Origin of the sequence: Pseudomonas sp. NFACC16-2, from assembly GCF_900119205.1 — a bacterium.
Classification (GTDB): domain Bacteria; phylum Pseudomonadota; class Gammaproteobacteria; order Pseudomonadales; family Pseudomonadaceae; genus Aquipseudomonas; species Aquipseudomonas fluorescens_Q.
This window is the reverse complement of record NZ_FPIX01000041.1, coordinates 22,029-41,984: the sequence shown is the minus strand read 5'-3', so window position 1 is coordinate 41,984 and position 19,956 is coordinate 22,029. Positions and strand designations below refer to the sequence as shown.

18 protein-coding genes and 2 pseudogenes are annotated in these 19,956 nt (G+C 62.2%); 8 read left to right on the top strand and 12 right to left on the bottom strand.

What is annotated here, in order from left to right; all coding sequences use genetic code 11:
• Positions 1-1,458: an amidase gene (locus BT116_RS24675; RefSeq protein WP_072347855.1), complete on the top strand. Its 1,458-nt coding sequence runs from the start codon at positions 1-3 to the stop codon at positions 1,456-1,458.
• Positions 1,459-1,592: 134 nt separating this feature from the next.
• Here the strand turns inward: BT116_RS24675 and BT116_RS24670 are convergent, their stop codons facing one another.
• Positions 1,593-3,080, bottom strand: coding sequence for an aldehyde dehydrogenase family protein (locus BT116_RS24670; RefSeq protein ID WP_072347853.1), 1,488 nt, complete (start codon positions 3,078-3,080; stop codon positions 1,593-1,595).
• Between the two features lie 208 nt (positions 3,081-3,288).
• Here BT116_RS24670 and BT116_RS31595 point away from each other — a divergent pair.
• A pseudogene (locus tag BT116_RS31595) lies at positions 3,289-4,248 on the top strand (PAS domain-containing methyl-accepting chemotaxis protein); the annotation flags it as partial.
• Between the two features lie 8 nt (positions 4,249-4,256).
• Here the strand turns inward: BT116_RS31595 and BT116_RS24660 are convergent.
• Positions 4,257-4,590: pseudogene (locus BT116_RS24660) on the bottom strand (hypothetical protein); the annotation flags it as partial.
• Between the two features lie 293 nt (positions 4,591-4,883).
• Here BT116_RS24660 and BT116_RS24655 point away from each other — a divergent pair.
• The 3 genes from BT116_RS24655 (at position 4,884) to feaR (ending at position 8,034) form a co-directional block, all read left to right on the top strand.
• On the top strand, positions 4,884-6,383 hold the full coding sequence (locus BT116_RS24655; protein WP_072347849.1) for an APC family permease: 1,500 nt from the start codon (positions 4,884-4,886) through the stop codon (positions 6,381-6,383).
• On the top strand, positions 6,328-6,948 hold the full coding sequence (locus BT116_RS24650; protein ID WP_072347847.1) for a DUF3156 family protein: 621 nt from the start codon (positions 6,328-6,330) through the stop codon (positions 6,946-6,948). The genes BT116_RS24655 and BT116_RS24650 overlap by 56 nt, the downstream gene beginning before the upstream one ends.
• 123 nt (positions 6,949-7,071) lie before the next feature.
• Positions 7,072-8,034 (top strand): transcriptional regulator FeaR, encoded by a 963-nt coding sequence (feaR, locus tag BT116_RS24645; RefSeq protein WP_072347845.1) that lies wholly within the window; start codon positions 7,072-7,074, stop codon positions 8,032-8,034.
• A 169-nt stretch (positions 8,035-8,203) separates the two neighbouring features.
• Here the strand turns inward: feaR and BT116_RS24640 are convergent, their stop codons facing one another.
• The 6 genes from BT116_RS24640 to BT116_RS24615 all read right to left on the bottom strand — a co-directional run bounded on the left by BT116_RS24640 (position 8,204) and on the right by BT116_RS24615 (position 13,216).
• A complete protein-coding gene (locus tag BT116_RS24640; protein WP_072347843.1) occupies positions 8,204-8,971 on the bottom strand; it encodes an SDR family oxidoreductase in 768 nt (255 codons plus the stop codon).
• Positions 8,964-9,764 carry an SDR family NAD(P)-dependent oxidoreductase gene (locus tag BT116_RS24635; protein WP_072347841.1) on the bottom strand — a complete coding sequence of 267 codons (801 nt, stop codon included), beginning with the start codon at positions 9,762-9,764 and terminating at the stop codon, positions 8,964-8,966. Before BT116_RS24635 ends, BT116_RS24640 begins: the two co-directional genes overlap by 8 nt.
• A complete protein-coding gene (locus BT116_RS24630) occupies positions 9,757-10,578 on the bottom strand; it encodes a molybdenum cofactor biosynthesis F family protein (protein ID WP_072347839.1) in 822 nt (273 codons plus the stop codon). The genes BT116_RS24635 and BT116_RS24630 overlap by 8 nt, the downstream gene beginning before the upstream one ends.
• Positions 10,579-10,656: 78 nt before the next feature.
• Entirely contained in the window at positions 10,657-11,316 is a 660-nt protein-coding gene (locus BT116_RS24625) for a helix-turn-helix transcriptional regulator (protein ID WP_072347837.1), read from the bottom strand.
• A gap of 51 nt (positions 11,317-11,367) precedes the next feature.
• Entirely contained in the window at positions 11,368-11,733 is a 366-nt protein-coding gene (locus BT116_RS24620; protein WP_072347835.1) for a cupin domain-containing protein, read from the bottom strand.
• A 184-nt stretch (positions 11,734-11,917) separates the two neighbouring features.
• On the bottom strand, positions 11,918-13,216 hold the full coding sequence (locus BT116_RS24615; RefSeq protein ID WP_072347833.1) for an NAD(P)/FAD-dependent oxidoreductase: 1,299 nt from the start codon (positions 13,214-13,216) through the stop codon (positions 11,918-11,920).
• 313 nt (positions 13,217-13,529) lie between these two features.
• Here BT116_RS24615 and BT116_RS24610 point away from each other — a divergent pair, with 313 nt between their 5' ends.
• From BT116_RS24610 to hpaR, 3 genes are all read left to right on the top strand, one after another.
• The gene (locus BT116_RS24610; RefSeq protein ID WP_072347830.1) at positions 13,530-14,699 is read left to right on the top strand and encodes a p-hydroxyphenylacetate 3-hydroxylase oxygenase component; all 1,170 of its coding nucleotides are present in this window, start codon (positions 13,530-13,532) and stop codon (positions 14,697-14,699) included.
• Positions 14,700-14,765: 66 nt separating this feature from the next.
• Entirely contained in the window at positions 14,766-15,707 is a 942-nt protein-coding gene (locus tag BT116_RS24605; RefSeq protein WP_072347828.1) for a p-hydroxyphenylacetate 3-hydroxylase reductase component, read from the top strand.
• Positions 15,708-15,942: 235 nt separating this feature from the next.
• A complete protein-coding gene (hpaR, locus tag BT116_RS24600) occupies positions 15,943-16,365 on the top strand; it encodes a homoprotocatechuate degradation operon regulator HpaR (RefSeq protein ID WP_072347826.1) in 423 nt (140 codons plus the stop codon).
• A 145-nt stretch (positions 16,366-16,510) separates the two neighbouring features.
• On the opposite strand, the gene hpaI is transcribed toward hpaR, so the two are convergent.
• Genes hpaI through BT116_RS24580 form a run of 4 tightly spaced genes read right to left on the bottom strand, consistent with a single transcriptional unit; the run spans position 16,511 to position 19,887 of the window.
• Positions 16,511-17,308 (bottom strand): 4-hydroxy-2-oxoheptanedioate aldolase, encoded by a 798-nt coding sequence (gene hpaI / locus BT116_RS24595; protein ID WP_063321382.1) that lies wholly within the window; start codon positions 17,306-17,308, stop codon positions 16,511-16,513.
• A gap of 13 nt (positions 17,309-17,321) precedes the next feature.
• Positions 17,322-18,125 (bottom strand): 2-oxo-hept-4-ene-1,7-dioate hydratase, encoded by an 804-nt coding sequence (gene hpaH, locus BT116_RS24590; protein WP_072347824.1) that lies wholly within the window; start codon positions 18,123-18,125, stop codon positions 17,322-17,324.
• Between the two features lie 12 nt (positions 18,126-18,137).
• A complete protein-coding gene (locus BT116_RS24585; protein WP_072347822.1) occupies positions 18,138-19,442 on the bottom strand; it encodes an MFS transporter in 1,305 nt (434 codons plus the stop codon).
• Between the two features lie 52 nt (positions 19,443-19,494).
• Complete coding sequence (locus BT116_RS24580) at positions 19,495-19,887, bottom strand: tautomerase family protein (protein WP_072347820.1); 393 nt, start codon at positions 19,885-19,887, stop codon at positions 19,495-19,497.
• Between the last annotated feature and the right edge of the window lie 69 nt (positions 19,888-19,956).

Genomic DNA, 19,956 nt, shown 5'->3' with positions numbered 1-19,956 from the left:
ATGGGTATGCAAGACATCCACCATCTGATGGACAGTGAAGACGCCACGGCGCTGGCCGAGTGGGTCAGGCGTGGCGAGATTCAGCCCGGCGAACTGCTGGAAACCGCCATCGAGCGCCTGGAGCGGGTCGAGCCGCAGCTCAATGCGGTGGCCGAGCGCTTGTACGATTCGGCCCGGCAAGCAGCGCGCACGCCACAGGCTGGCCAAGGCCTGCTGGCCGGTGTGCCGACCTTGATCAAAGACCTGTTTTCGCCGGTCCACGGCGCGGCGATGACTAACGGCTCACGCGCGCTGGGCGACTGTCGTGCGGATTTTGAATCGGAAGTCGTGACGCGGTTGCGCCGTGCCGGGTGCCAGGTGATGGGCACCAGTACTTCTCCAGAGTTCGGCACCTCGTACTCCACCGAGTCCGCGCGCTTCGGCGCCACCCGCAACCCCTGGAGCAGCGAGCACAGCGCCGGTGGCTCCAGTGGCGGCGCGGCGGCACTGGTGGCGGCCCGCGTGGTGCCGTTCGCCCACGGTAACGACGGTGGCGGTTCATTGCGCGTGCCGGCGTCTTGCTGTGGCGTGTTCGGGTTCAAGCCCAGCCGTGGCTTGCTGCCGTCGGGGCCGATAGTGGGCGAGGGCTGGGCCGGGATGGGCACGCCCCATGCGATCACTTTGTCGGTGCGCGACAGTGCGGCGCTGCTGGATGCCACCGCCGGGATGGACCTGGGCGCGCCGTACGCCGCGCCGATCCAGGCGTTGCCGTATGTGATGGCGGTGCAGGCTGATCCCAATCCGTTGCGCATTGCCCTGGTCGAGCACCTCGAGCCTTGGCCTACCTCACCCCAGAGCCTTCAGGCGGTGGGCGAGGCCGCGCGGTTGTGCGAGGCCCTGGGGCACCGTGTCGAACCGGTGAACCTGCCAGTGGGGTTACTGGAGTTTCTCGACCACGTGTTCACCATCATTGGCGCCAGCTCTCGTCACTATGTCGACCTGCTGGGCCAGATGCGTGGGTTTGCCGTGCAGGCCGAAGAGTTGGAGGTGCGCACCCGGATCATCTTGCGGGACAAGGGCAACGTCAGCGGCGCCCAATATGCCGCGGCAGTGGAATGGATTCACGCCCTCGGCCGGCAGTTGGCGGTGTTCATGCAGGATTACGACGTGATCCTGACCCCGGTCCTGACTCGCGAGCCGGTGCTGATTGGCGAGCTGGACCTGCAGGATGTGTGCATGAGCCTGGACCAACTGATCGAGCGTTACCACAGCTATTCGCCGTTCACCGCGCTGTTCAATGCCAGCGGCCAGCCGGCGATGTCAGTGCCGTTGTCCTGGAGTGCCAATGGGTTGCCGATGGGGGCGCATTTTGCTGGGCGCTTTGGCGAGGAAAACACCTTGCTGGCCCTGGCCGCCCAACTGGAGCGCGCCCAGCCCTGGCGTAGCCGAGTTCCACCGGTCAACGCCTGCCGGCGGTGAAACTGTGAGCTTGCTCGCGATGGCGTTGGGTCAGTCGGCATCATGGTTGACTGATAGTCCGCTATCGCGAGCAAGCTCGCATAAACGGGATTTTTGCGGGTAGGGCTCTGGGGTTGTTACAGAGCCCTTGAAGGTCAGTAGCGGATCATCACCGACTTCAGTTCGGTGTAATCATCAATGAATGCACTGCCGAATTCACGGCCCATCCCTGAAGATTTACTGCCGCCAAAAGGCACCGCCGGGTCGAGCAGGGTGTGCATGTTCACCCAGACCGTGCCTGCTTCGATGGCGGGAACCATGCGCAGGGCCTTGCCCAGGTCGTTGGTCCAGAGACTGGCGCTCAGGCCGTAGGGGGTGTCGTTCATCAGCTCCAGCAGTTCCTCTTCACTGTCGTAAGGGAAGAACGTGGCGATCGGGCCGAAGGTTTCTTCGTTGAGCAGGCTGTCGTCGCGGCGATTGGCGAGGATGATGGTTGGCTCCACATAGCAACCGGGTCCATCGATCAGCTTGCCGCCGTGGACGATGGTGTTGTTCTGTGCGCGGGCCTTGGCGAAGAATTCCGCGAGTTTGTGCTGGTGCTGGCGGTTGGTTACCGGGCCGAATTCGGTGCGTTCGTCCAGGGGCGAGCCGATGGTGAGTTTGCTCAGGCGCTGGGCCAGTTTGTCCATGATCGACTCGATCTGCGAGCGATGGACAAAGAACCGTTCCGCTGCGGCGCAGATCTGTCCCGAATGCAGAAAGCCTGCCTCGATGATGCCGTTGACCGCCACCTCGGGATCGATATCACGCAGGAACCCCGCCGCATTCTTCCCGCCCAGTTCCAAGGTTGCACGGGTCAACCCGGCGCCCATGGCCGCTTGGCCCACCGCCAGGCCGGTGGGCACGGAACCGGTGAATGAGACCTTGTTGGTGCCCGGGTGTTCGATCAGCCCTTTGCCCACTTGGCCGCCGCCGGTCAACACATTCAGGGCACCGGCCGGAAGGCCGGCCTCGATGGCCAGTTCAGCGATGCGCAGGATGGTCAGCGGGGTGAACTCGCTGGGCTTGATGATGATGCTGCAACCAGTCACCAGGGCTGAGGCCAATTTCCAAATGGCGATCATGGTGGAAAAATTCCACGGTACGATACCGACCACTACTCCGACCGGTTCGCGCAAGGTGAATGCGGTATAGCGTTCGCCAGCGAAGGAGGGCAGTGATGGGGTGATCGTCTCGCCGTTGATCTTGGTCGCCCAGCCAGCGTAGTAACGCAGGAAATGAGCGGCCTGGTCGACTTCGAAGGCCCGGGAGATGTGGATGATCTTCCCCGACTGGCAGGTCTCGATCTGCGCCAGCTCTTCGCGGTTGCGTTCCAGCAGGTCCGCCAATTTGAGCAGCACATGGCCGCGGACCGCGGGTGCCGTTTGCGACCACTGCTTGAAGCCGCGGCGGGACGACTCCACCGCCACATCAATGTCGCCGGAAGTGGCGTCGCTGACCTGGGCGATGACTTGGCCGTTGGCAGGATTGACGACGTCAAGTGTCTGGCTGCTCTGGCTTTCTACGTAGCCACCGTCGATGAACAGGGCGTGATGTCTGCCGAGGAAGGCTTCGACCTGAGGCAGCAGGGCAATATCGCTCATGAGGGTTTCCTGATCACGAATAGGGAAAGCCCCGAGGGTAATCCCGGCAGGGCCATCCAGCTTGACTGTGCCTGCCGCGCCTTATGTCTGTGGCTGCCAGCCTGGGTGGTTGGCAGCCAGGAGCAAGGCCTCGTGCAGGCAGGGACAAGCCAGCCTGGCCGGTTTGCGATCAGATCCGGGTTTCGACTTGATGGCATAGGGGCGGGCGATGTTTCTCCAGACCAACAAACAGAAACTGGCGTTGACTGCACAGGTGCAACGCGTGCTGACCGGTGAAACGGAGGACACGCCACAGCTCGACGCGTATCCGCAACTGCGCACCGTCCTTGAGCAGCATGCACGGCAGGTGGCGAGCGCGACTGCACATCTGCATCAGGTCGAAGCACAACTACAGGCGCAAACCCTGCAATGGCAGCACTGCGAGCGTGAGATGCACAAGGTTCGCCAGCAGTTGGAGCAAGCCCTTGAGCGCGAGCAGGCGCTTGAAGTTCGGCTGGGCGAACACAGCCAGCAGCTACAGCAACAACGCCAGGATGCGCAGATCTGGGAGTTGCTGCAATCGACCCTGACTGAAGGCTGCTGGGATATCACGGTCGTCAACGGTGACCTCCAGCATCCGGCCAGTGGCATGCGCTTTTCCAGTCAGTTCCGTTCGCTGCTGGGGTATGGGCCGGATGACTTGCCCGATGGCTGGGATGCCCAGGTCGGCATCACCCACCCGGACGACTTGCCCAAGATCATGGCCATTTTCGACCGGGAAATCCTTGGCTCCCAGGGCAGCGGTGAATACGTCTTCGAATACCGGATGCGCCACAAGACCCGGGATTACATCTGGTGTCGTGAACGCGGTCGGGCGGTACGCGACTCGCATGGGCAACTGGTGCGAGTCATTGGTGCGGTGCGTGATATCAGCGATGAGCGCTCGGCCCAGTCCACCCATCAGCGCATGCTCGAACAGAACCAGGTGACCTACGCCCAGATTGCCACGGTGGTGGGGGTGATCAAGGGCATTGCCGACCAGACCAATCTGCTCGCCTTGAACGCCGCGATTGAGGCCGCCAGGGCCGGAGATGTCGGGCGCGGTTTCTCAGTCGTGGCCGATGAGGTGCGCAAGCTGGCGCAGAGCACCCGGCAGGCGACCCATCAGATCCAGACCATGTTGCATCAGCACAAGTAGGAGCCGTCGCTCAAGCCGGCTGCATCGCCATCGCCCCAAGTGCCGGAGCTGACCAGGTTGGCCGTCCCCTAGACGCTGCCCAGGCCGCCGAGCGTCTGGTCGATACTCAGGCCATACTTGATGAAGCCTTCGCGCCAGCTTGAACCACCGGTGGAGCCGTCGTAGTTCTTGCGGCTGTTGAACAGCCCGTAGACCGCCAGGAAGTTGCCGATGACGGTGGTGTCTTCGTCGGAATAAAGCTCATAAGCCTGGGCCGGTGAATCGGCGACCAGCAGGGCGATGCCCAAGCCGATGGGCATTGCGCAGCAGAGGTGTACGGCGTGTGTGCCCCATGGTGGAATTCCCCAGTGCGATTGGACAGTAGAGCGCGCATTAAGGGGAGAGGTACCCAGGGAAGTCTTTCACCTGCCTGCCATGGAGTTGATCCAGGCCGCCAGCGCGGCGGTGTTGGCAGGCAGCAACAAAACCGGCGGCAGACATGGGCAAGACGCCCGGGGCGACGCGGCGCAGAGTAAGGCTGCACGCAACGCCGTTTCGATCAGGGACTGGTTGGGGAAGGCATGATCGCCGGTTCCTGGACGGCTGTGGCATCCATACTAAAAATCCGCTTTCGAGGACCTTGCACCATGTCGATCAATGACAGGCTCACCGAGCACTTGAACCGGGGTTCGGTGGGCTTTCCCACCGCGTTGGCCAGCACCATTGGCCTGATCATGGCAAGTCCCGTGATTCTCACCGCGACCATGGGCTTTGGCATTGGCGGCAGCGCCTTTGCCGTGGCGATGCTGATCGCCGTGGTAATGATGCTGGCCCAGGCGACGACGTTTGCCGAGGCGGCGTCGATTCTCCCGACCACCGGCTCGGTCTATGACTATATCAACTGTGGCATGGGACGTTTCTTCGCGATTACGGGCACCTTGTCGGCCTATCTGATTGTCCATGTGTTCGCCGGCACCGCCGAGACTATCCTGGCCGGTGTCATGGCCCTGGTGAACTTCGAACACCTCAACACCCTGGCTGAATCGGCAGGCGGCTCCTGGTTGCTGGGCGTGGGGTTCGTGGTGGTCTTTGGCGTGCTCAACGCGTTCGGCGTCAGCGCCTTTGGCCGGGCCGAAATCATCCTGACGTTCGGCATGTGGACCACCCTGATGGTGTTCGGCGTGCTGGGCCTGATCGCCGCTCCGGCAGTGGAGCTGGAGGGCTGGTTTGGCGCGTCCGTGGTGGGCACCGATATGGTCACGGTGCTGTCGCTGGTGGGCATGGCCATGTTCATGTTTGTCGGCTGCGAATTCGTCACGCCGCTGGCACCGGACCTGCGCCAGTCCGCCCGGACCATGCCCCGGGCCATGATGCTGGGCTTGTTCAGCGTCGCCACCTGCATGTTCATCTACGGTGCGGCGATGAAGCGCCAAGTGGAAAACGTGCTGCTCGATGCCACCAGCGGCGTGCATCTGCTGGACACGCCCATGGCGATTCCACGCTTCGCCGAACAGGTCATGGGCGATATTGGCCCGATGTGGCTGGGCATTGGCTTTCTGTTTGCCGGTGCGGCGACCATCAACACCCTGATGGCCGGCGTACCGCGGATTCTCTACGGCATGGCGGTGGACGGTGCGTTGCCGAAGGTCTTCACCTATCTGCACCCACGCTTCAAGACGCCGTTGCTGTGCATCCTGGTGGCGATGCTGATTCCGTGCCTGCACGCGTGGTGGCTGGGCGGCAATACCGACAACATCATGCACCTGGTGCTGGCCGCGGTGTGCGCCTGGAGTTTTGCCTACCTGCTGGTGACCGTGTCGGTGGTCAGCCTGCGGATTCGTCGTCCCGATCTGCCGCGGGCCTATCGCTCGCCGTGGTTCCCGTTGCCACAGATCCTGTCCAGTGTCGGCATTATGCTGGGCATGTGGTTCATCACGCCGCCCGGCATGAACCCGGCAGACATCTACGTGCCCTTCGCGGTGATGCTCGGTGGCACGGCAGCGTACGCCTTGTTCTGGACCCTGGTGGTACAGAAGGTCAATCCATTCAAGCCAGCGTCGGTAGAAGACGTGTTGGCCAAGGAGTTCTCCCATGAGCCAGGGCAACTTGCGGGCGAGTTTGTCGACCCTGCTGCAAAAACTGTCTGAGTTGTTCCGCGCCCAGCGCACCCCGGCTGGTTATCGGCCCGGGGTGACCCTGGAACACCTGCGGCGCAACCTGGCGCTGGCGCGATTCGAGGTGGCGGGCCCGACTACGGCGACGGCAGCCACCGACGATGGCAGCTTGCAGTTGGAGATCGTCGAACGCACCGAGTCGCAGTTGTTGATGCACCTGGTAATGACCGAGTTTGTCCTGCGCGTGCCTGCCTCCCGAGAGGGCACGGCGCGCATGGAACTGCACCACAGCGGGGCTGTTCGGCGCAGTGGTATTCGTTGCCGGCAGCGGGACGGGCGCAGTGACCTGGCGGCCCGGTTGCAGGCGGCGGTGGAGCAGGATCCTGCGTTGTATCAGGCCCTCATGCCGCTGGATTTCAAACGGTTGCGCATCGATTTGCAGGGGCGCCAGTGGTGCGTGCGCCTGGAGCACATGGGCGGTAGCGAAGTGGTCAATCGCATGCCGGCCTTTCGTCGGTATATCCCGTTGAGCCGCGAGCAGCGCGGCATCTTGCTGGCAACCTTGAGCGGCCTGCAGCGGGTACTGGCAACGCTCTGATTCTGTTGTGCTGCCCTGGCATCATTCCTGCTACTGCTCTGGCGATCAGGTACTTGTTGCGTGCATATAGATAACATGTTAACTATTGCCGCACAAAAACAATAAGCCACTGCGGAGAATGCCATGAGCATGCAACAGGTTGGGCAGGACGGTCTGGACATCTGGAACCGGGATCTGCGGGCGACTTGCGGCCACTTCGATACCGAGCTGGCCTTCAATCGTTCGCTGTTTATTGGTGAAGTGTCGAATTTCCATCGGGGTGGCCTTGCCCTCGCGAACCTGCGCACCAACGCCGGTAGCATCAAGCGTCACCTACCCAACGCGGATCACGACGATGACCAGGATTGCTTCCTGGTCAGCCAGCGCAGCGGCTACTGCCGCATTACCCAGAACGGCTTGAGCATTCAGTTGGCCCCCGGTGAACTGCTGCTGATGGATTCCGTGGGGGCGCTTGAGATCAGCCCGTTCGGCCTGATCGAGCACGCGGTGCTGTCCTTGTCTCGCCAGGACGTGTCGAGGCAACTGGGTGGGGAAACCAAGACTTTCGGTAAGGTTTCGTCCAGCAAGGCATGTGGGCGGATGCTGCATGTCTTGATAGACCAGCTGTGCAGGGACACACCCGACGGCGAGGGCGCCGCGGGCGAGGGTGAAGCGTTGCAGAGTGCCTTCGTTTCGCTGTTGGGCTCGGCCTTGGAGCACCGTAGCGATGCCCGTGATGAGGGGGTTGCGTTGCAGGGCAGCCATCTGCGCAGCTATGTGCAGAAGGTCATCGACGAGTCACTGACCCAGCCCGGCCTCAGCCCGGTGGGCCTGGCCAATCGACTGAATATTTCGGTACGGCATCTGTATCGATTGTTCGAAGAGCAGGATGACAGCGTTTGCCGCTATATCCAGCGGGCCCGGCTCAAGCGCAGTGCTGATGACCTGACCAATCCGTTCCTGCGGGACGAGTCCATTACCTCGATTGCCTACAAATGGGGCTTTACCGATTCGGCGCATTTCAGCCGTTCGTTCAAGAAGCAGTTCGAGCTGTCGCCCAAGGAGTTTCGTTCCAGCCGTTTGCAGGAGGGGCAAGGGATGGCTTGAATGAGGTCGTTGTTGACTGGATGATTGCTATCGCGAGCAAGCTCCCACACAAAGGGATTTATGATGAACATGATTTTTGTGGGTGACACTGGAAAGTGTGGGAGCGAGCTTGCTCGCGATGACGGTGGTCCATCCACCCTCACCGCAAGCTGACTCCCCCCACTCAGGCTCAAACCTCCGGCAACGTCGAACCCCCATCGACCACCAAAGTCTGCCCGGTCACATAACTGGCCAGGCTCGACGCCAGGTACAGCATGGCGCCGGCGATGTCACTCGGTTGGCCCAATCGACCCAGCGGCACTCGGCGGGCAATGTCCTGGTTGACTTCATCGTCGCCCAGGTTGGCCATGGCCGGTGTCGCGATCATGCCTGGCTCGACCCCATTAACGCGGACATTCTCGGCCGCCAGTTCCAGCGCGGCGTTGCGAATGAAACCATTGACCCCGGCCTTGGAGGCCGCGTAGTGGCTGAGCCCTGGATACGCCACCCGCGGGCCGGTGACCGAGGAGGTCACCAGCACGCAGCCTTGGCCCTGGCGTCGGAACATCGGCAATGCGGCCTGGGTCAGCCAGAACAGCGCCGACAGGTTCACCGCCAGCGTACGCTCGAGCATCGACGGGGTGATCTCGGCGAACGGTGTCAGCGGAAAATACCCGGCGTTGTGCACCAGGATATCGAGCCTTCCCAAGCGCTGCTCCAGCTCGGCCATCATCCCGAAGACCGCCGTTGCGTCGGCCAGGTCAACCCCCACCGCTTGTACCTGACAGCCCTCGGCGGTCAATTCGTCGGCCACCGCTTCGGCGCGCGCCAGGCCAAGGTCGGCGATGACCACGCGAGCCCCACGCAGGGCAAACGCTTCAACGATGGCCCGGCCAATGCCCTGGGCGCCGCCCGTGACCAATACGGTCTGGCCGTTGAAATCCAGATCCTCAGGCATCGCTGGCCTCCATCCGGCTGAAGGCCAGTGTCGGTACATCGACAATGCTGGAGCCGCCATCGGCCACCAGCGTCGCCCCGGTGATGATCGACGCATCAGGGGAGGCCAGGAAGCGGCAGACGTTGGCGATTTCCTCCGCACTGGCCGGCCTGCGCAACGGCACGTCGGCGCAGACCCGGTCATAGGCCTGTTGCAACGTTTCGCCATGGAACTGCATCAGTGCCTGCATTTCTTCATCGGCCATGGGGGTGCGGACCCAACCTGGACAGATTGCATTGACCCGTACGCCGTGAGGCCCGTAATCCCTTGCCAGGGAGCGGTTGAGGCCCAACAGCGCATGCTTGGCGGTGGTGTAGCCGCACACATGGGGGCCTGCCGCCAACGAAGCGATGGAGGCAATCAGCACAATGTTGCCGGCACTTTCCTTCAGCAACGGCAGGCACGCCCGGGCGCTGTAGAAGGCGCTGTCTAAGTTGCTGCGCAGGGCTGCTTCCCAGGCCGATGGATGAGTCTCGGTGGCGCTGCCCATGCCCAAACCACCGGCACAGGCCAGCAGCACGTCGAGTCGGCCATGGCGCGTGCGAATCTGCTCGACGAAGCCGTCCCAGGTGTTCGGACAGGCCGCATCGCCCACCAGCACCAGGCCGCCGATGTCCTCGGCGAGTGTTTCCAGGGGCTCGCGGCGTCGACCGATCAGCACCAGGTTGGCGCCTTCGGCGGCATACAGGCGGGCGCAGGCCGCACCGATACCGGTACCGGCACCGGTGATCACCACGGTGCGTGATTCAGGCATCGGGATACTCCGTCTGATTGAGTACCTGGCAGTAGGAACTGACCGGGAAATTGGAGAACTCATCGAACGACGCACCGGCGTAGCCGAAGATCTTGCCGTCGCTGCGGTGCTGTTGCAGGTCAATCAGCACCAGGCCCAGGGTCGGGATGATTTTTTCCCGCCACACGAACAGGTACAACTGATCGGCGATCTTGTAGGTGTCGCAGCGATCGGTGTCACACAGGCCTTGTTCAACGCCCTTGAGGCACTGCCAGGAGTAGAACTGGTCGTTGAGGTAAATGTGTTCGTAGACCTCGCTCGGGCTGTAGCGATACAGGTTGCGCAGCCCCACCAATTCGGTAGTCGGTGTGTGCGGGCACAGGCCAGGCTGCCAGGGACGATCGAGGCTGCCGTGCAGGAACTGCGCTTGAACCGAGGTCAGGGGCTTGCCGGCCAGCGCCCGGCTGTAGAGGCCTTCGCCGGTTTCCGGCTGGCTCGGCATGCGGCCGATCACGGCGGTGAAGGCGGCGCTGGCGGTATCGAGCACCAGGCTTACCGACAGCGTCAGCTCGCCTTCGCGCTTGATGAAGTCCACCAGGTACAGGCCCGGGCGTACGGATGTGGCCCGGTAGGTCGCGCTGCCGTTGGAGTGCCCATCGACGGCGTTCCAGGTCAGGGTGTCCTGCTCGAAGCGATGCTCGATCTGCCAGCCATTGGCGAAATGCAGGGTGAAGGTCTTGCCGTCCAGCTCGGCCAGGTTTGGCAGGATGAAGGCTTCGGGGGCAAAGCCATCGGCCAGGGCGCCGACGGTGATCCAATCTGAAGATGTGCTCATTACAAGGCTCCGGTGGTTGAATTAGCCACTCGGATCATGCGGTGCGGGGTAACGGCGGCCTATCAACCAAATGGTTGATCAGAGGAACAGTGCGCTGACCAACTCGGTACGGCTGCTCACGCCAACCTTGCGAAACAGGTGGATCAGGTGAGTCTTGATGGTCGGCAAGCCCACCTCCAGCTCCCGGGCCAATTGCTTGTTGCTAACGCCTTGGCGCAGCAGCCAGGCAATCTGGCGCTCCTTGGGCGTCAAGTCGCCCAGTGGGTCCTCATGGCTGGGCAAATGGGCCGCGGCCAGTTGCAGCAAGGCCTGCAACGCGCTGAGTTGGCTCAACTGCTGGCTGGTGAAGACACCTTGCTCGGCGGTGCGCAACAACGAAATCGCGGCTTGAGGCTGACCATCGCGATGGGCGAAGACTTCCACCACGTCGACCACGCCGTAGCGCTGCAGGAAGTCCCGATAACGACGGTTGTCACGCAGCGGTTGGCGGGTCATCGCCAGGCTCAACGGCACCACGGCCAACTCGCTGGAGACGCAGTGGCGCGGGTGCAGCGGATCAAATTGGCGATAGTTGTCCAGATAGTCGCGGTGCATCTCGCCGCTCATCCTGTGCAGACTGAAGTCGTGGACCTGCAGTTGCCGATCAACGCAGTAGAACGCCGCCCGGCTGACGGGAACGAGCTGGGTAAATGCGTGCAGGCACTGGCTGGCGATGTCCTGGGTGGGGATGAGGTTCATGGTCGCACCTTCGCCGAGAGGGCTGCCGGTCGGGCCGGCAGCCAAGTCCGATCAGGCTACCGCGAAGTAGTGCTTGACGAAACTCTCGCTGACAACTTCCCACAGCACCGGTGTGCCCTTGGTCACGAACCAGCTGTCGCCGGCCTTGTAGCGGGTGCTCTGGCCGGTGGCCTCGTCGGTGAGCACCACTTCACCGGTGACCACGGTGGCGTGTTCGGCGAAGGGATAGACCATCCGGAACTTGCCTTGGGTGGTACCGAAGTAGGCGCTGCTGACGGGGTCGGTTGGTGCGCCGAAGGTCATCTTGCCGAAGGCTTTGACTTCGCCTTCGAGAATCTGCGAACCGATATCGGCGACGGTGCCCCAGGCGTCCAGGTCGGACAGCTGGATGTCTTTTTTGACGGTGATAAGGGGCATGGCAGTGACTCCTGATGATTAAAAAATAGCGAAGTTGGAAGGGTTTCTTGTGGCGAGGGGATTTATCCCCGCTGGGCGCGCAGCGACCCCTGAAAAAAACCTGCATCTGCGCTGCTTATGGGGCTGCTTCGCAGCCAGCGGGGATAAATCCCCTCGCCACAGGGTGTATGTTCAGCCACTCATCTCAGCGACGGCCGTTCCAGTAGCCCGACAGTTGGTGCCAGGACTTGCCGGCGGTCAGCAGCAATGGACGAATGGCGTCTTTGCCGATGATGGTCGGGCGATGGATCGAGCTGACCAGGTCGTAGCGCGCCGAGCCTTCGCTCATGCCTTCGGCCAGCACCTTGCAGATGATGTGGCTCGGCGTGACGCCAAAGCCTGAGTAACCCTGGACGAAAAACGCGTTGCTGCGCCCGGGCAGGGTGCCGATCTGCGGGAACAGGTTCGGGCTGCACGCCATCGGGCCACCCCAGGCCAGGTCGATCTTCACGTCCTTGAGGTACGGGAAGATCTTCAGCATCAGGCGCCGGTTCCAGGCCTTGAGATCCTGGGGGATGTGCTCCACCAACGGCGTGGCGGCACCGAACAGCAGGCGGTTTTCGTTGGTGACGCGGTAGTAGTCGATCACCGGGCGAATGTCACTGTAGGCACCGCGAATCGGGCTGATGCGCTGGATCAGTTCGTCCGACAGTGGCTCGGTCATCATCTGGAAGGCGTAGGTGTTGATGGTCGAGCGATGCAGCTCCGGTTCCAGCTTGTTGAGGAAACTGTCGCAGGCCCACAGCAGCTTGCTGGCCCTGACCGAGCCGCGTCCGGTGCGCACGGTGATGCGTTCGCCATAGCTGACTTCCAGCGCCGGGCTGTTCTCGAAAATCCGTACGCCGTGGCTGGCCAGGGCCTTGGCCTCACCCAATAACAGGTTCAGTGAGTGCACATGCCCGCCACCCATGTGCAGCAAGGCACTGCCATAGGCCTTGGAACCGATGATCTGCTGCACCTCGGAGCCGCCGAGAAAGCGGATCTCGTGTTTGCTGTTGACTGACTTGAAGTCTTTTTCCCAGGCCCGCAGGGTTTTCTCCTGGCGCGCGTTGAAGCCCATGTAGCCGTAGCCGTGGCAGAAGTCGGCATCGATGGCGTACTTGGCGATACGGTCCTTGATGATGTCGGCGCCCAGGTCGCTGATTTCGAAAATCTGGCGCAGGCCGTCTTCACCCACGTCTTTCTTGATCTTTTCCAGGTCATGACCGATGCCGGCCATAATCTGCCCGCCATTGCGCCCAGTGCCGCCGAACCCCAGGTAACGCGCCTCCAGCACCACGATGTTGGTGATGCCTTTTTCGGCGAGCTCCAGCGCGGTATTGATCCCTGAGAAACCGCCGCCAATGACCACAACATCGGCGTCCACGTCCTGTTCCAACGTGGGGAAGCTGAGGTTGTATTTCTTGGTAGCCGTGTAATAGGTGGGCGTTTCGATATTGATCATGACGCAACCTGACAAAGTGAAAAGGAAACTCCGTTGCAACGCCTTCGCAAGGCATTGCAGGGGATGGCCCTATTAAGAGCCCGGATGGGGGCGCCTGTCTTGATCATCCGTGCCGGGGTATTTGACCGAGCGCGCCATGGCGCCGAAAGCTGCCCCATGAAAAGTACAATCTTGGATCTGGAAGGTGCATTTTTCACCCGCCTGTGATTGCCCATACTGGACCGGCCTTAATCACTGATCCCGCTGTTTGTGCAACCTCAGGTTGCCGGGCAGAGACGGGATTGGCAGATGCCAATAATAAAAGAGCCTGTCCATGAAAAAGCCAAACCCGCTGCTCGAAGACCTCAAGCCCATCCTGCCGGTCATTGCCGCCAATGCCTTCCAGGCGGAGAAAGACCGTAGCGTCCCTGCTGAAAATATAGCCTTGCTCAAAAGCATCGGCATGCACCGGGCCTTCCAGCCGAAACCCTACGGTGGCCTGGAGATTTCCCTGCCGCAGTTCGCCGACTGCATCGCGCTGCTGGCCGGTGCCTGTGCCAGCACGGCCTGGGCCATGAGCCTGTTGTGCACCCACAGCCATCAGTTGGCAATGTTCCCGGCCAGGGCCCAGCAGGAAATCTGGGGCGATGATCCCGATGCCACTGCCAGCAGCAGTATCGCGCCGTTTGGCCGCACCGAGGAAGTCGAGGGCGGCGTGACGTTCAGCGGTGAAATGGGCTGGAGCAGCGGCTGCGATCATGCCGAATGGGCGATCGTGGGGTTTCGCCGTAAAAACGCCGAAGGCGCCCAGGACTATTGCTTTGCGGTGCTGCCGCGCAGCGACTATGAGATTCGCGATGACTGGTTCGCGGTGGGCATGCGCGGCAGTGGCAGCAAGACGTTGATCATCGACAACGCGTTCGTGCCGGAACACCGGATCCAGAAAGCCAAGGACATGATGGAGGGCAAGTCCGGCGGATTTGGCCTGTACCCCGATAGCAAGATTTTCTACTCGCCATACCGCCCTTACTTCGCCAGTGGTTTTTCCACGGTCAGCCTGGGTGTCGCCGAACGCATGTTGGAGGTCTTTCGCGAGAAGACCCGCAACCGCGTGCGGGCCTACACCGGTGCGGCAGTCGGTGCCGCTACCCCGGCGTTGATGCGCCTGGCCGAGTCGACTCATCAGGTGGCCGCGGCCCGTGCCTTCCTTGAGAAAACCTGGCAGGAGCACGCCGAACATGGCGAGCGCCACGAATACCCCAGCCGGGAAACCCTGGCGTTCTGGCGGACCAACCAGGGTTACGCCACCAAAATGTGCATCCAGGCCGTCGACCGCTTGATGGAGGCGGCTGGCGGCGGCGCCTGGTTCGAAAGCAACGAGTTGCAACGGCTGTTCCGCGATGCCCACCTGACCGGCGCCCATGCCTATACCGACTACGACGTTTGTGCGCAGATTCTCGGTCGTGAGTTGATGGGCCTTGAGCCTGATCCGTCCATGGTTTGACCGCCTGTTCGTTGTACCCCTAGAACAATAATCGAGGCCGTCGCTCGAGGCGGCCGGGAGTCTTGCATGTCCAGTCTTTGTGATACCGCTTTCGATACCCGCGCATTCCGCCGGGCCCTGGGTAACTTCGCCACCGGCGTGACCGTGGTCACCGCTGCCACTGAAGATGGCCGCAAGGTCGGTGTGACAGCCAACAGTTTCAACTCGGTGTCCCTGGACCCTCCATTGATCCTGTGGAGCATCGACAAGCGTTCGAGCAGCCATGGTGTGTTCGAAGCCGCCAGTCACTTTGCGGTGAACGTGCTGGCTGCCGACCAGATCGACCTGTCGAACAACTTCGCACGACCCAAGGAGGACCGCTTCGCTGAAATCGAATTCGAAACCGGCGAAGGCGGTGCCCCGGTGTTTGTCGATTGCTCCGCGCGTTTTCACTGTGAAAAATTCCAGCAGGTCGATGGAGGCGATCACTGGATCATGATCGGTAAGGTCGTGGCGTTTGATGATTTCGGACGCTCTCCACTGCTCTATCACCAGGGCGCCTACTCGATGGTGCTGCCTCACACTCGCATGACCAGACGGGAAGAGGGCCAGTCCCCCAGCAGTCACTTCCAGGGGCGCTTGAGCCACAATCTGTATTACCTGATGACTCAGGCGCTGCGGGCTTACCAGGCCAGCTACCAGCCGCGTCAGTTGTCCACCGGCTTGCGCACCAGTGAGGCGCGAATGCTGATGGTGCTCGAGAACGATGCCGGGCTGAACCTGTGCGACTTGCAGCGGGAGGTGGCGATGCCGGTGCGCGAGATCGAAGAAGCCGTGGCCAACCTCAAGCGCAAGGGCCTGGTGACCGATGAAGGCGAGCGGGTACGCCTGACCGCCAAGGGCATGGATGAGACCGAAGGGCTCTGGGCCATCGCCAAGGAACAGCAGGACAAGGTGTTCGGCCAGTTCGGCGAGGCCCAGGTGGAGCATTTCAAAGCAGTGCTCAAGGGTGTGATCAAGGGCGCTTGAGCTGAAACATGTATTAAGGCTTGGCACTAACCCCCGTGGCGAGGGGATTTATCCCCGCTGGGCCGCGAAGCGGCCCTAAAGCTACAACAGCGAATCGACTGACACACTGCGATGGCCGATATCGGGGCTGCTTTGCAGCCCAGCGGGGATAAATCCCCTCGCCACAGGTAACTCGGCGCCGAAGCTGTTAAGATTTAGTTAACTCATTAACTAAATCTTTCTCGCGAACATTCTCATGCCCAAGCCGCGCCAATCCTTGACCCTGACCCTGCTCCAGGCCCGTGAAGCGGCCATGGGCTTTTTCCGGCCTTCCCTCAATCAACATGGCTTGACCGAGCAGCAATGGCGAGTCATCCGCATTCTTAGCCAGCACGATGAGCTGGAGATCAATCGCCTGGCCGAATTGGCCTGTATCCTCAAGCCCAGCATGACCGGCGTGCTGGTGCGCATGGAGGCGGCAGGCATGGTGGTGCGGCGCAAGGCTGAACAGGATCAGCGACGAGTGCTGGTGCGCCTGGCGCCGCAAGGGCTGGCGAGCTTCGATTCGATGAGCCAGAGCATGGAAGCGAACTATCAGCGTCTGCAGGACAAGTTAGGGGAGGAAAAATTGCAGACGCTGCTGGGGTTGCTCAATGACCTGAAGGCGATCAGGCGCTGAGGCTGGTCTGCTTTTGTGGTGAGGGAGCTTGCTCCCGCTGGACTGCGCAGCAGGCCCAAAAGTCTTGAATTCACTGTCGGATTCAAGGGGGCCGCTTCGCGACCCAGCGGGAGCAAGCTCCCTCGCCACGGGGTTTGTGGTGCTGTCAGTACACACCGCCAGCCGCAGGCTTTGGTGTGTCCTTGAACGTCGCCGCCAATGTCTGCAAGCCCCGCATCAACACCGTCGTATCCACGCCCACCGCGACAAACGCCGCGCCGAGTTCGATATAGCGCCGGGCCAGTTTTTCATCGGCACTGAGAATCCCGGCTGCCTTGCCGGCCTGACGGATGCGGGCGATGGCGTCTTCGATGGCCGCTTGTACCTGCGGGTGGCCGGGGTTGCCGCGAAAACCCATGGAGGCGCTCAGGTCCGCCGGGCCGATAAAGACCCCATCGACACCGTCCACCGCAGCAATGGCGTCCAGGTTGGCCAGGCCCTCGCGGCTTTCGATCTGCACCAGCAAACACATCTGTTCGTCGGCTTTGTCGAGGTAACCGGGGATGCTGTTCCAGCGTGACGCCCGGGCCAGTGCGCTGCCGACACCGCGTACGCCATGGGGCGGGTAGTGGATGGCGCGCACCAGTTCGCGCGCCTGGTCGGCGCTTTCCACCATTGGCACCAGCAGGGTCTGCACGCCAATATCGAGCACTTGCTTGATCAGCGCCGTGTCACCGATCACCGGGCGTATCACCGGCTGGCTGGGGTAGGGGGCCACGGCCTGGAGCTGGCCGAGCAAGGTGCGCAAGTCGTTGGGCGCGTGTTCACCGTCGATCAGCAGCCAGTCGAAGCCGGCGTTGGCCGCCAGTTCCGCACAGTAGGCATCGGCCAACCCCAGCCACAGGCCGATCTGCGCCTCGCCGCTGCGCAGGCGTTGCTTGAAGGTATTGATGGGCATGTCCATGAACGGTCTCCGATCAGACGAAACGGCAGGCGATGGAACCGAGCATGTCGTAGTCGACATGGAAGGTATCGCCGGGGTTGGCTGCCACGGGGCGGGTGAAGGAACCACCGAGGATGATCTGTCCCGGTTGCAGGGTGACGTCATAGGCCGCCAGCTTGTTCGCCAGCCAGGCCACACCTTTGGCCGGGTGATTGAGCACCGCCGCCGAGACGCCGGACTCTTCGATCACACCGTTGCGGTAGAGCACCGCCGGCACCTTGCGCAGGTCGATCTCGGTCGGGCGCACGGCGCGACCGCCCATGACCACGCCGGCATTGGCGGCGTTGTCGGAAATGGTGTCGAACACCTTGCGGGTCGCCTTGGTCTGCGGGTCGATCTGCTGGATGCGCGCATCGATGATTTCCAGCGCCGGGATCACCCATTCGGTGGCGTCGAGCACGTCGAACACCGTCACGTTCGGGCCTTTCAATGGCTTGCCGAGGATGAACGCCAGCTCCACTTCCACCCGCGGCACGATGAAACGCTCGAATGGGATGTCGGTACCTTCGTCAAAGAACATGTCGTCCAGCAGCGCGCCGTAGTCCGGCTCGGTGATGTTCGACGACACCTGCATGGCCCGGGAGGTCAGGCCGATCTTGTGGCCGACCAGCTTGCGACCGTCCTTGATTTTCTGCGCGACCCAGGCGCGCTGAATGGCGTAGGCATCCTCGATCGTGATGTCCGGGTGATCGAGGGAAAACTGCCGCACCTGCTCGCGGGAGCGTTCGGCATGGTCGAGGCGGGTGGCGGCTTGTTGGATGAGGTTCTGGTCAAGCATGGCAAGGGTCTCTTATTGAGGGTTGACGATGGCGGCCTGGGTGCGCAGCACCAGCAAGCCACCAAGGGCGATGAGCAGGGCCAGCACATACAAGGCGAGGCTGGCGCTCTGGGTGGTGTCGCGCATCCAGCCGATCAGGTAGGGCGCGAAGAATGAGGCGATGCTGCCGAAGGAGCTGATCAGCGCGATACCGGCGGCCTGGGTGCCGTTGGACAGGAAGGCTGGCGGCAGCTGCCAGAACATCGGTAACGCCGCACTGGCGCCCATGCCGGCGACAATCAGGCCGCTGAGCACCAGGATTGGATTGCCGGGTGAGAGCCCGGTGACCGCAATGCCCAGCGCGGCCATCAACAGCGGTGCGCACAGGTGCCAGCGACGTTCGCGATGGCGGTCGGAGGAGCGCCCGCAGCCGATCATGAAGAAACAGCCGGCCAGGTAGGGCACCGCGCTGAGCAGCCCGACCTTGCCGTCGCTGCCGATGCCGGCGCCATGGATCAGGGTGGGCATCCAGAAGGCCAGGGTGTTCACCGCCAGCATCACGGCAAAGTACACCGCCACCAACAACCAGACCTGCGGATTGTTGAGAATCGCCGAAAACGAGGTGATGGATTTGCGCTGTTCTTCAAGGCTCAGTTGTTCGCGCAGCTGCTGCTTGGCGTGCGGTGTGAGCCACTTGACCGTCTCAAAATCGTCCGGCAGGCACTTGAGCACGACAAGGCCGAGCAGGATCACCGGCAGCCCTTCGATGACGAACATCCACTGCCAGCCACGCAAACCGCCAACATCATGGAAGTGCTCGAGAATGCCGCCGGACAAAGGCCCGCCAATCACCCCGGCCATCGGCACGGCGATGGCGAACAGCGCGGTCACCTGGGCCCGGCGCCGGGCCGGATACCAACGGTTTAGAAAGACCAGGATGCCAGGAAAGAAACCGGCCTCGGCCACGCCCAGCAGAAAGCGCAACACGTAGAAACCGGCGGCGCTGTCGATAAGGAACATGCCAGTGGACAAGGCGCCCCAGACCACCATCAGCGTGGCGATCCAGCGCCGCGGACCGACCCGGTCCAGGGCCATGTTGCTAGGTACCCCAAACAGCGCATAGGCGATGAAGAACAGCCCCGCGCCGAAGCCGTAGACCGTGTCGCTGAACTGCAGGTCGGCGCTCATCTGCATCTTGGCGAAGCCGATGTTGATGCGATCCAGGTGGGCAAAGAGGTAACAGACCAGTAGCAGCGGCATCAGCCGCCAGGTGATGGTGGCATGGGTGCGGTCGTGCGCGACGGTGCCGGCGGTGTTGGCGGTATGGGCTGTGCTCATGATCTTGTACTTTTTGTCAGAGAGGCCGATGGGGAACGCGAGGCAGACGGATTCAGGTGGCCTGGCCCTTGAGGAAGGCGTGGACGTTGTTGGCCTTGAAATTGAGCTGTTCGTGCAGCTCGATCATCTCGAACGACAGGGCCAGCAGGCGCTGGGCCTGGAGCTCGGCAAAGTGCGCGGTGATCACCTCGAAGAGTTTTTCCGCGACTTTCTGGCGCGTGGCCAGGTCGCGGCCGTGACCGACTTTCAAGGTCATGTGTACGAAGGCGTAGTCGTGCTTGCCGTCGGCCATGCGCCAGGTGTCCAGGCGCACGCCCCGGCTGCGGATGCCGCCCAGGGGGAACACGCCGCTGTCGCCCAGCAAGGTATGGACCTTTTCAAACAGGCCGGGCAGGTCGGCTTGTTGTTCGATGTTGTCGGTGTATTCGGCGATGAAATGTGGCATGAGGCCTCCTGCGTCGGCAGCTTCGAGTGGTGAGCTACAAGCGGCAAGTTGCAAGCGATCAGCTTGTAG

Coding starts and splice junctions, on each gene's coding strand:
- BT116_RS24675 (WP_072347855.1), top strand. CDS start 1: ATGGGTATGCAAGACATCCACCATCTGATGGACAGTGAAGACGCCACG.
- BT116_RS24670 (WP_072347853.1), bottom strand. CDS start 3,080: ATGAGCGATATTGCCCTGCTGCCTCAGGTCGAAGCCTTCCTCGGCAGA.
- BT116_RS24655 (WP_072347849.1), top strand. CDS start 4,884: ATGTCGATCAATGACAGGCTCACCGAGCACTTGAACCGGGGTTCGGTG.
- BT116_RS24650 (WP_072347847.1), top strand. CDS start 6,328: ATGAGCCAGGGCAACTTGCGGGCGAGTTTGTCGACCCTGCTGCAAAAA.
- feaR (WP_072347845.1), top strand. CDS start 7,072: ATGAGCATGCAACAGGTTGGGCAGGACGGTCTGGACATCTGGAACCGG.
- BT116_RS24640 (WP_072347843.1), bottom strand. CDS start 8,971: ATGCCTGAGGATCTGGATTTCAACGGCCAGACCGTATTGGTCACGGGC.
- BT116_RS24635 (WP_072347841.1), bottom strand. CDS start 9,764: ATGCCTGAATCACGCACCGTGGTGATCACCGGTGCCGGTACCGGTATC.
- BT116_RS24630 (WP_072347839.1), bottom strand. CDS start 10,578: ATGAGCACATCTTCAGATTGGATCACCGTCGGCGCCCTGGCCGATGGC.
- BT116_RS24625 (WP_072347837.1), bottom strand. CDS start 11,316: ATGAACCTCATCCCCACCCAGGACATCGCCAGCCAGTGCCTGCACGCA.
- BT116_RS24620 (WP_072347835.1), bottom strand. CDS start 11,733: ATGCCCCTTATCACCGTCAAAAAAGACATCCAGCTGTCCGACCTGGAC.
- BT116_RS24615 (WP_072347833.1), bottom strand. CDS start 13,216: ATGATCAATATCGAAACGCCCACCTATTACACGGCTACCAAGAAATAC.
- BT116_RS24610 (WP_072347830.1), top strand. CDS start 13,530: ATGAAAAAGCCAAACCCGCTGCTCGAAGACCTCAAGCCCATCCTGCCG.
- BT116_RS24605 (WP_072347828.1), top strand. CDS start 14,766: ATGTCCAGTCTTTGTGATACCGCTTTCGATACCCGCGCATTCCGCCGG.
- hpaR (WP_072347826.1), top strand. CDS start 15,943: ATGCCCAAGCCGCGCCAATCCTTGACCCTGACCCTGCTCCAGGCCCGT.
- hpaI (WP_063321382.1), bottom strand. CDS start 17,308: ATGGACATGCCCATCAATACCTTCAAGCAACGCCTGCGCAGCGGCGAG.
- hpaH (WP_072347824.1), bottom strand. CDS start 18,125: ATGCTTGACCAGAACCTCATCCAACAAGCCGCCACCCGCCTCGACCAT.
- BT116_RS24585 (WP_072347822.1), bottom strand. CDS start 19,442: ATGAGCACAGCCCATACCGCCAACACCGCCGGCACCGTCGCGCACGAC.
- BT116_RS24580 (WP_072347820.1), bottom strand. CDS start 19,887: ATGCCACATTTCATCGCCGAATACACCGACAACATCGAACAACAAGCC.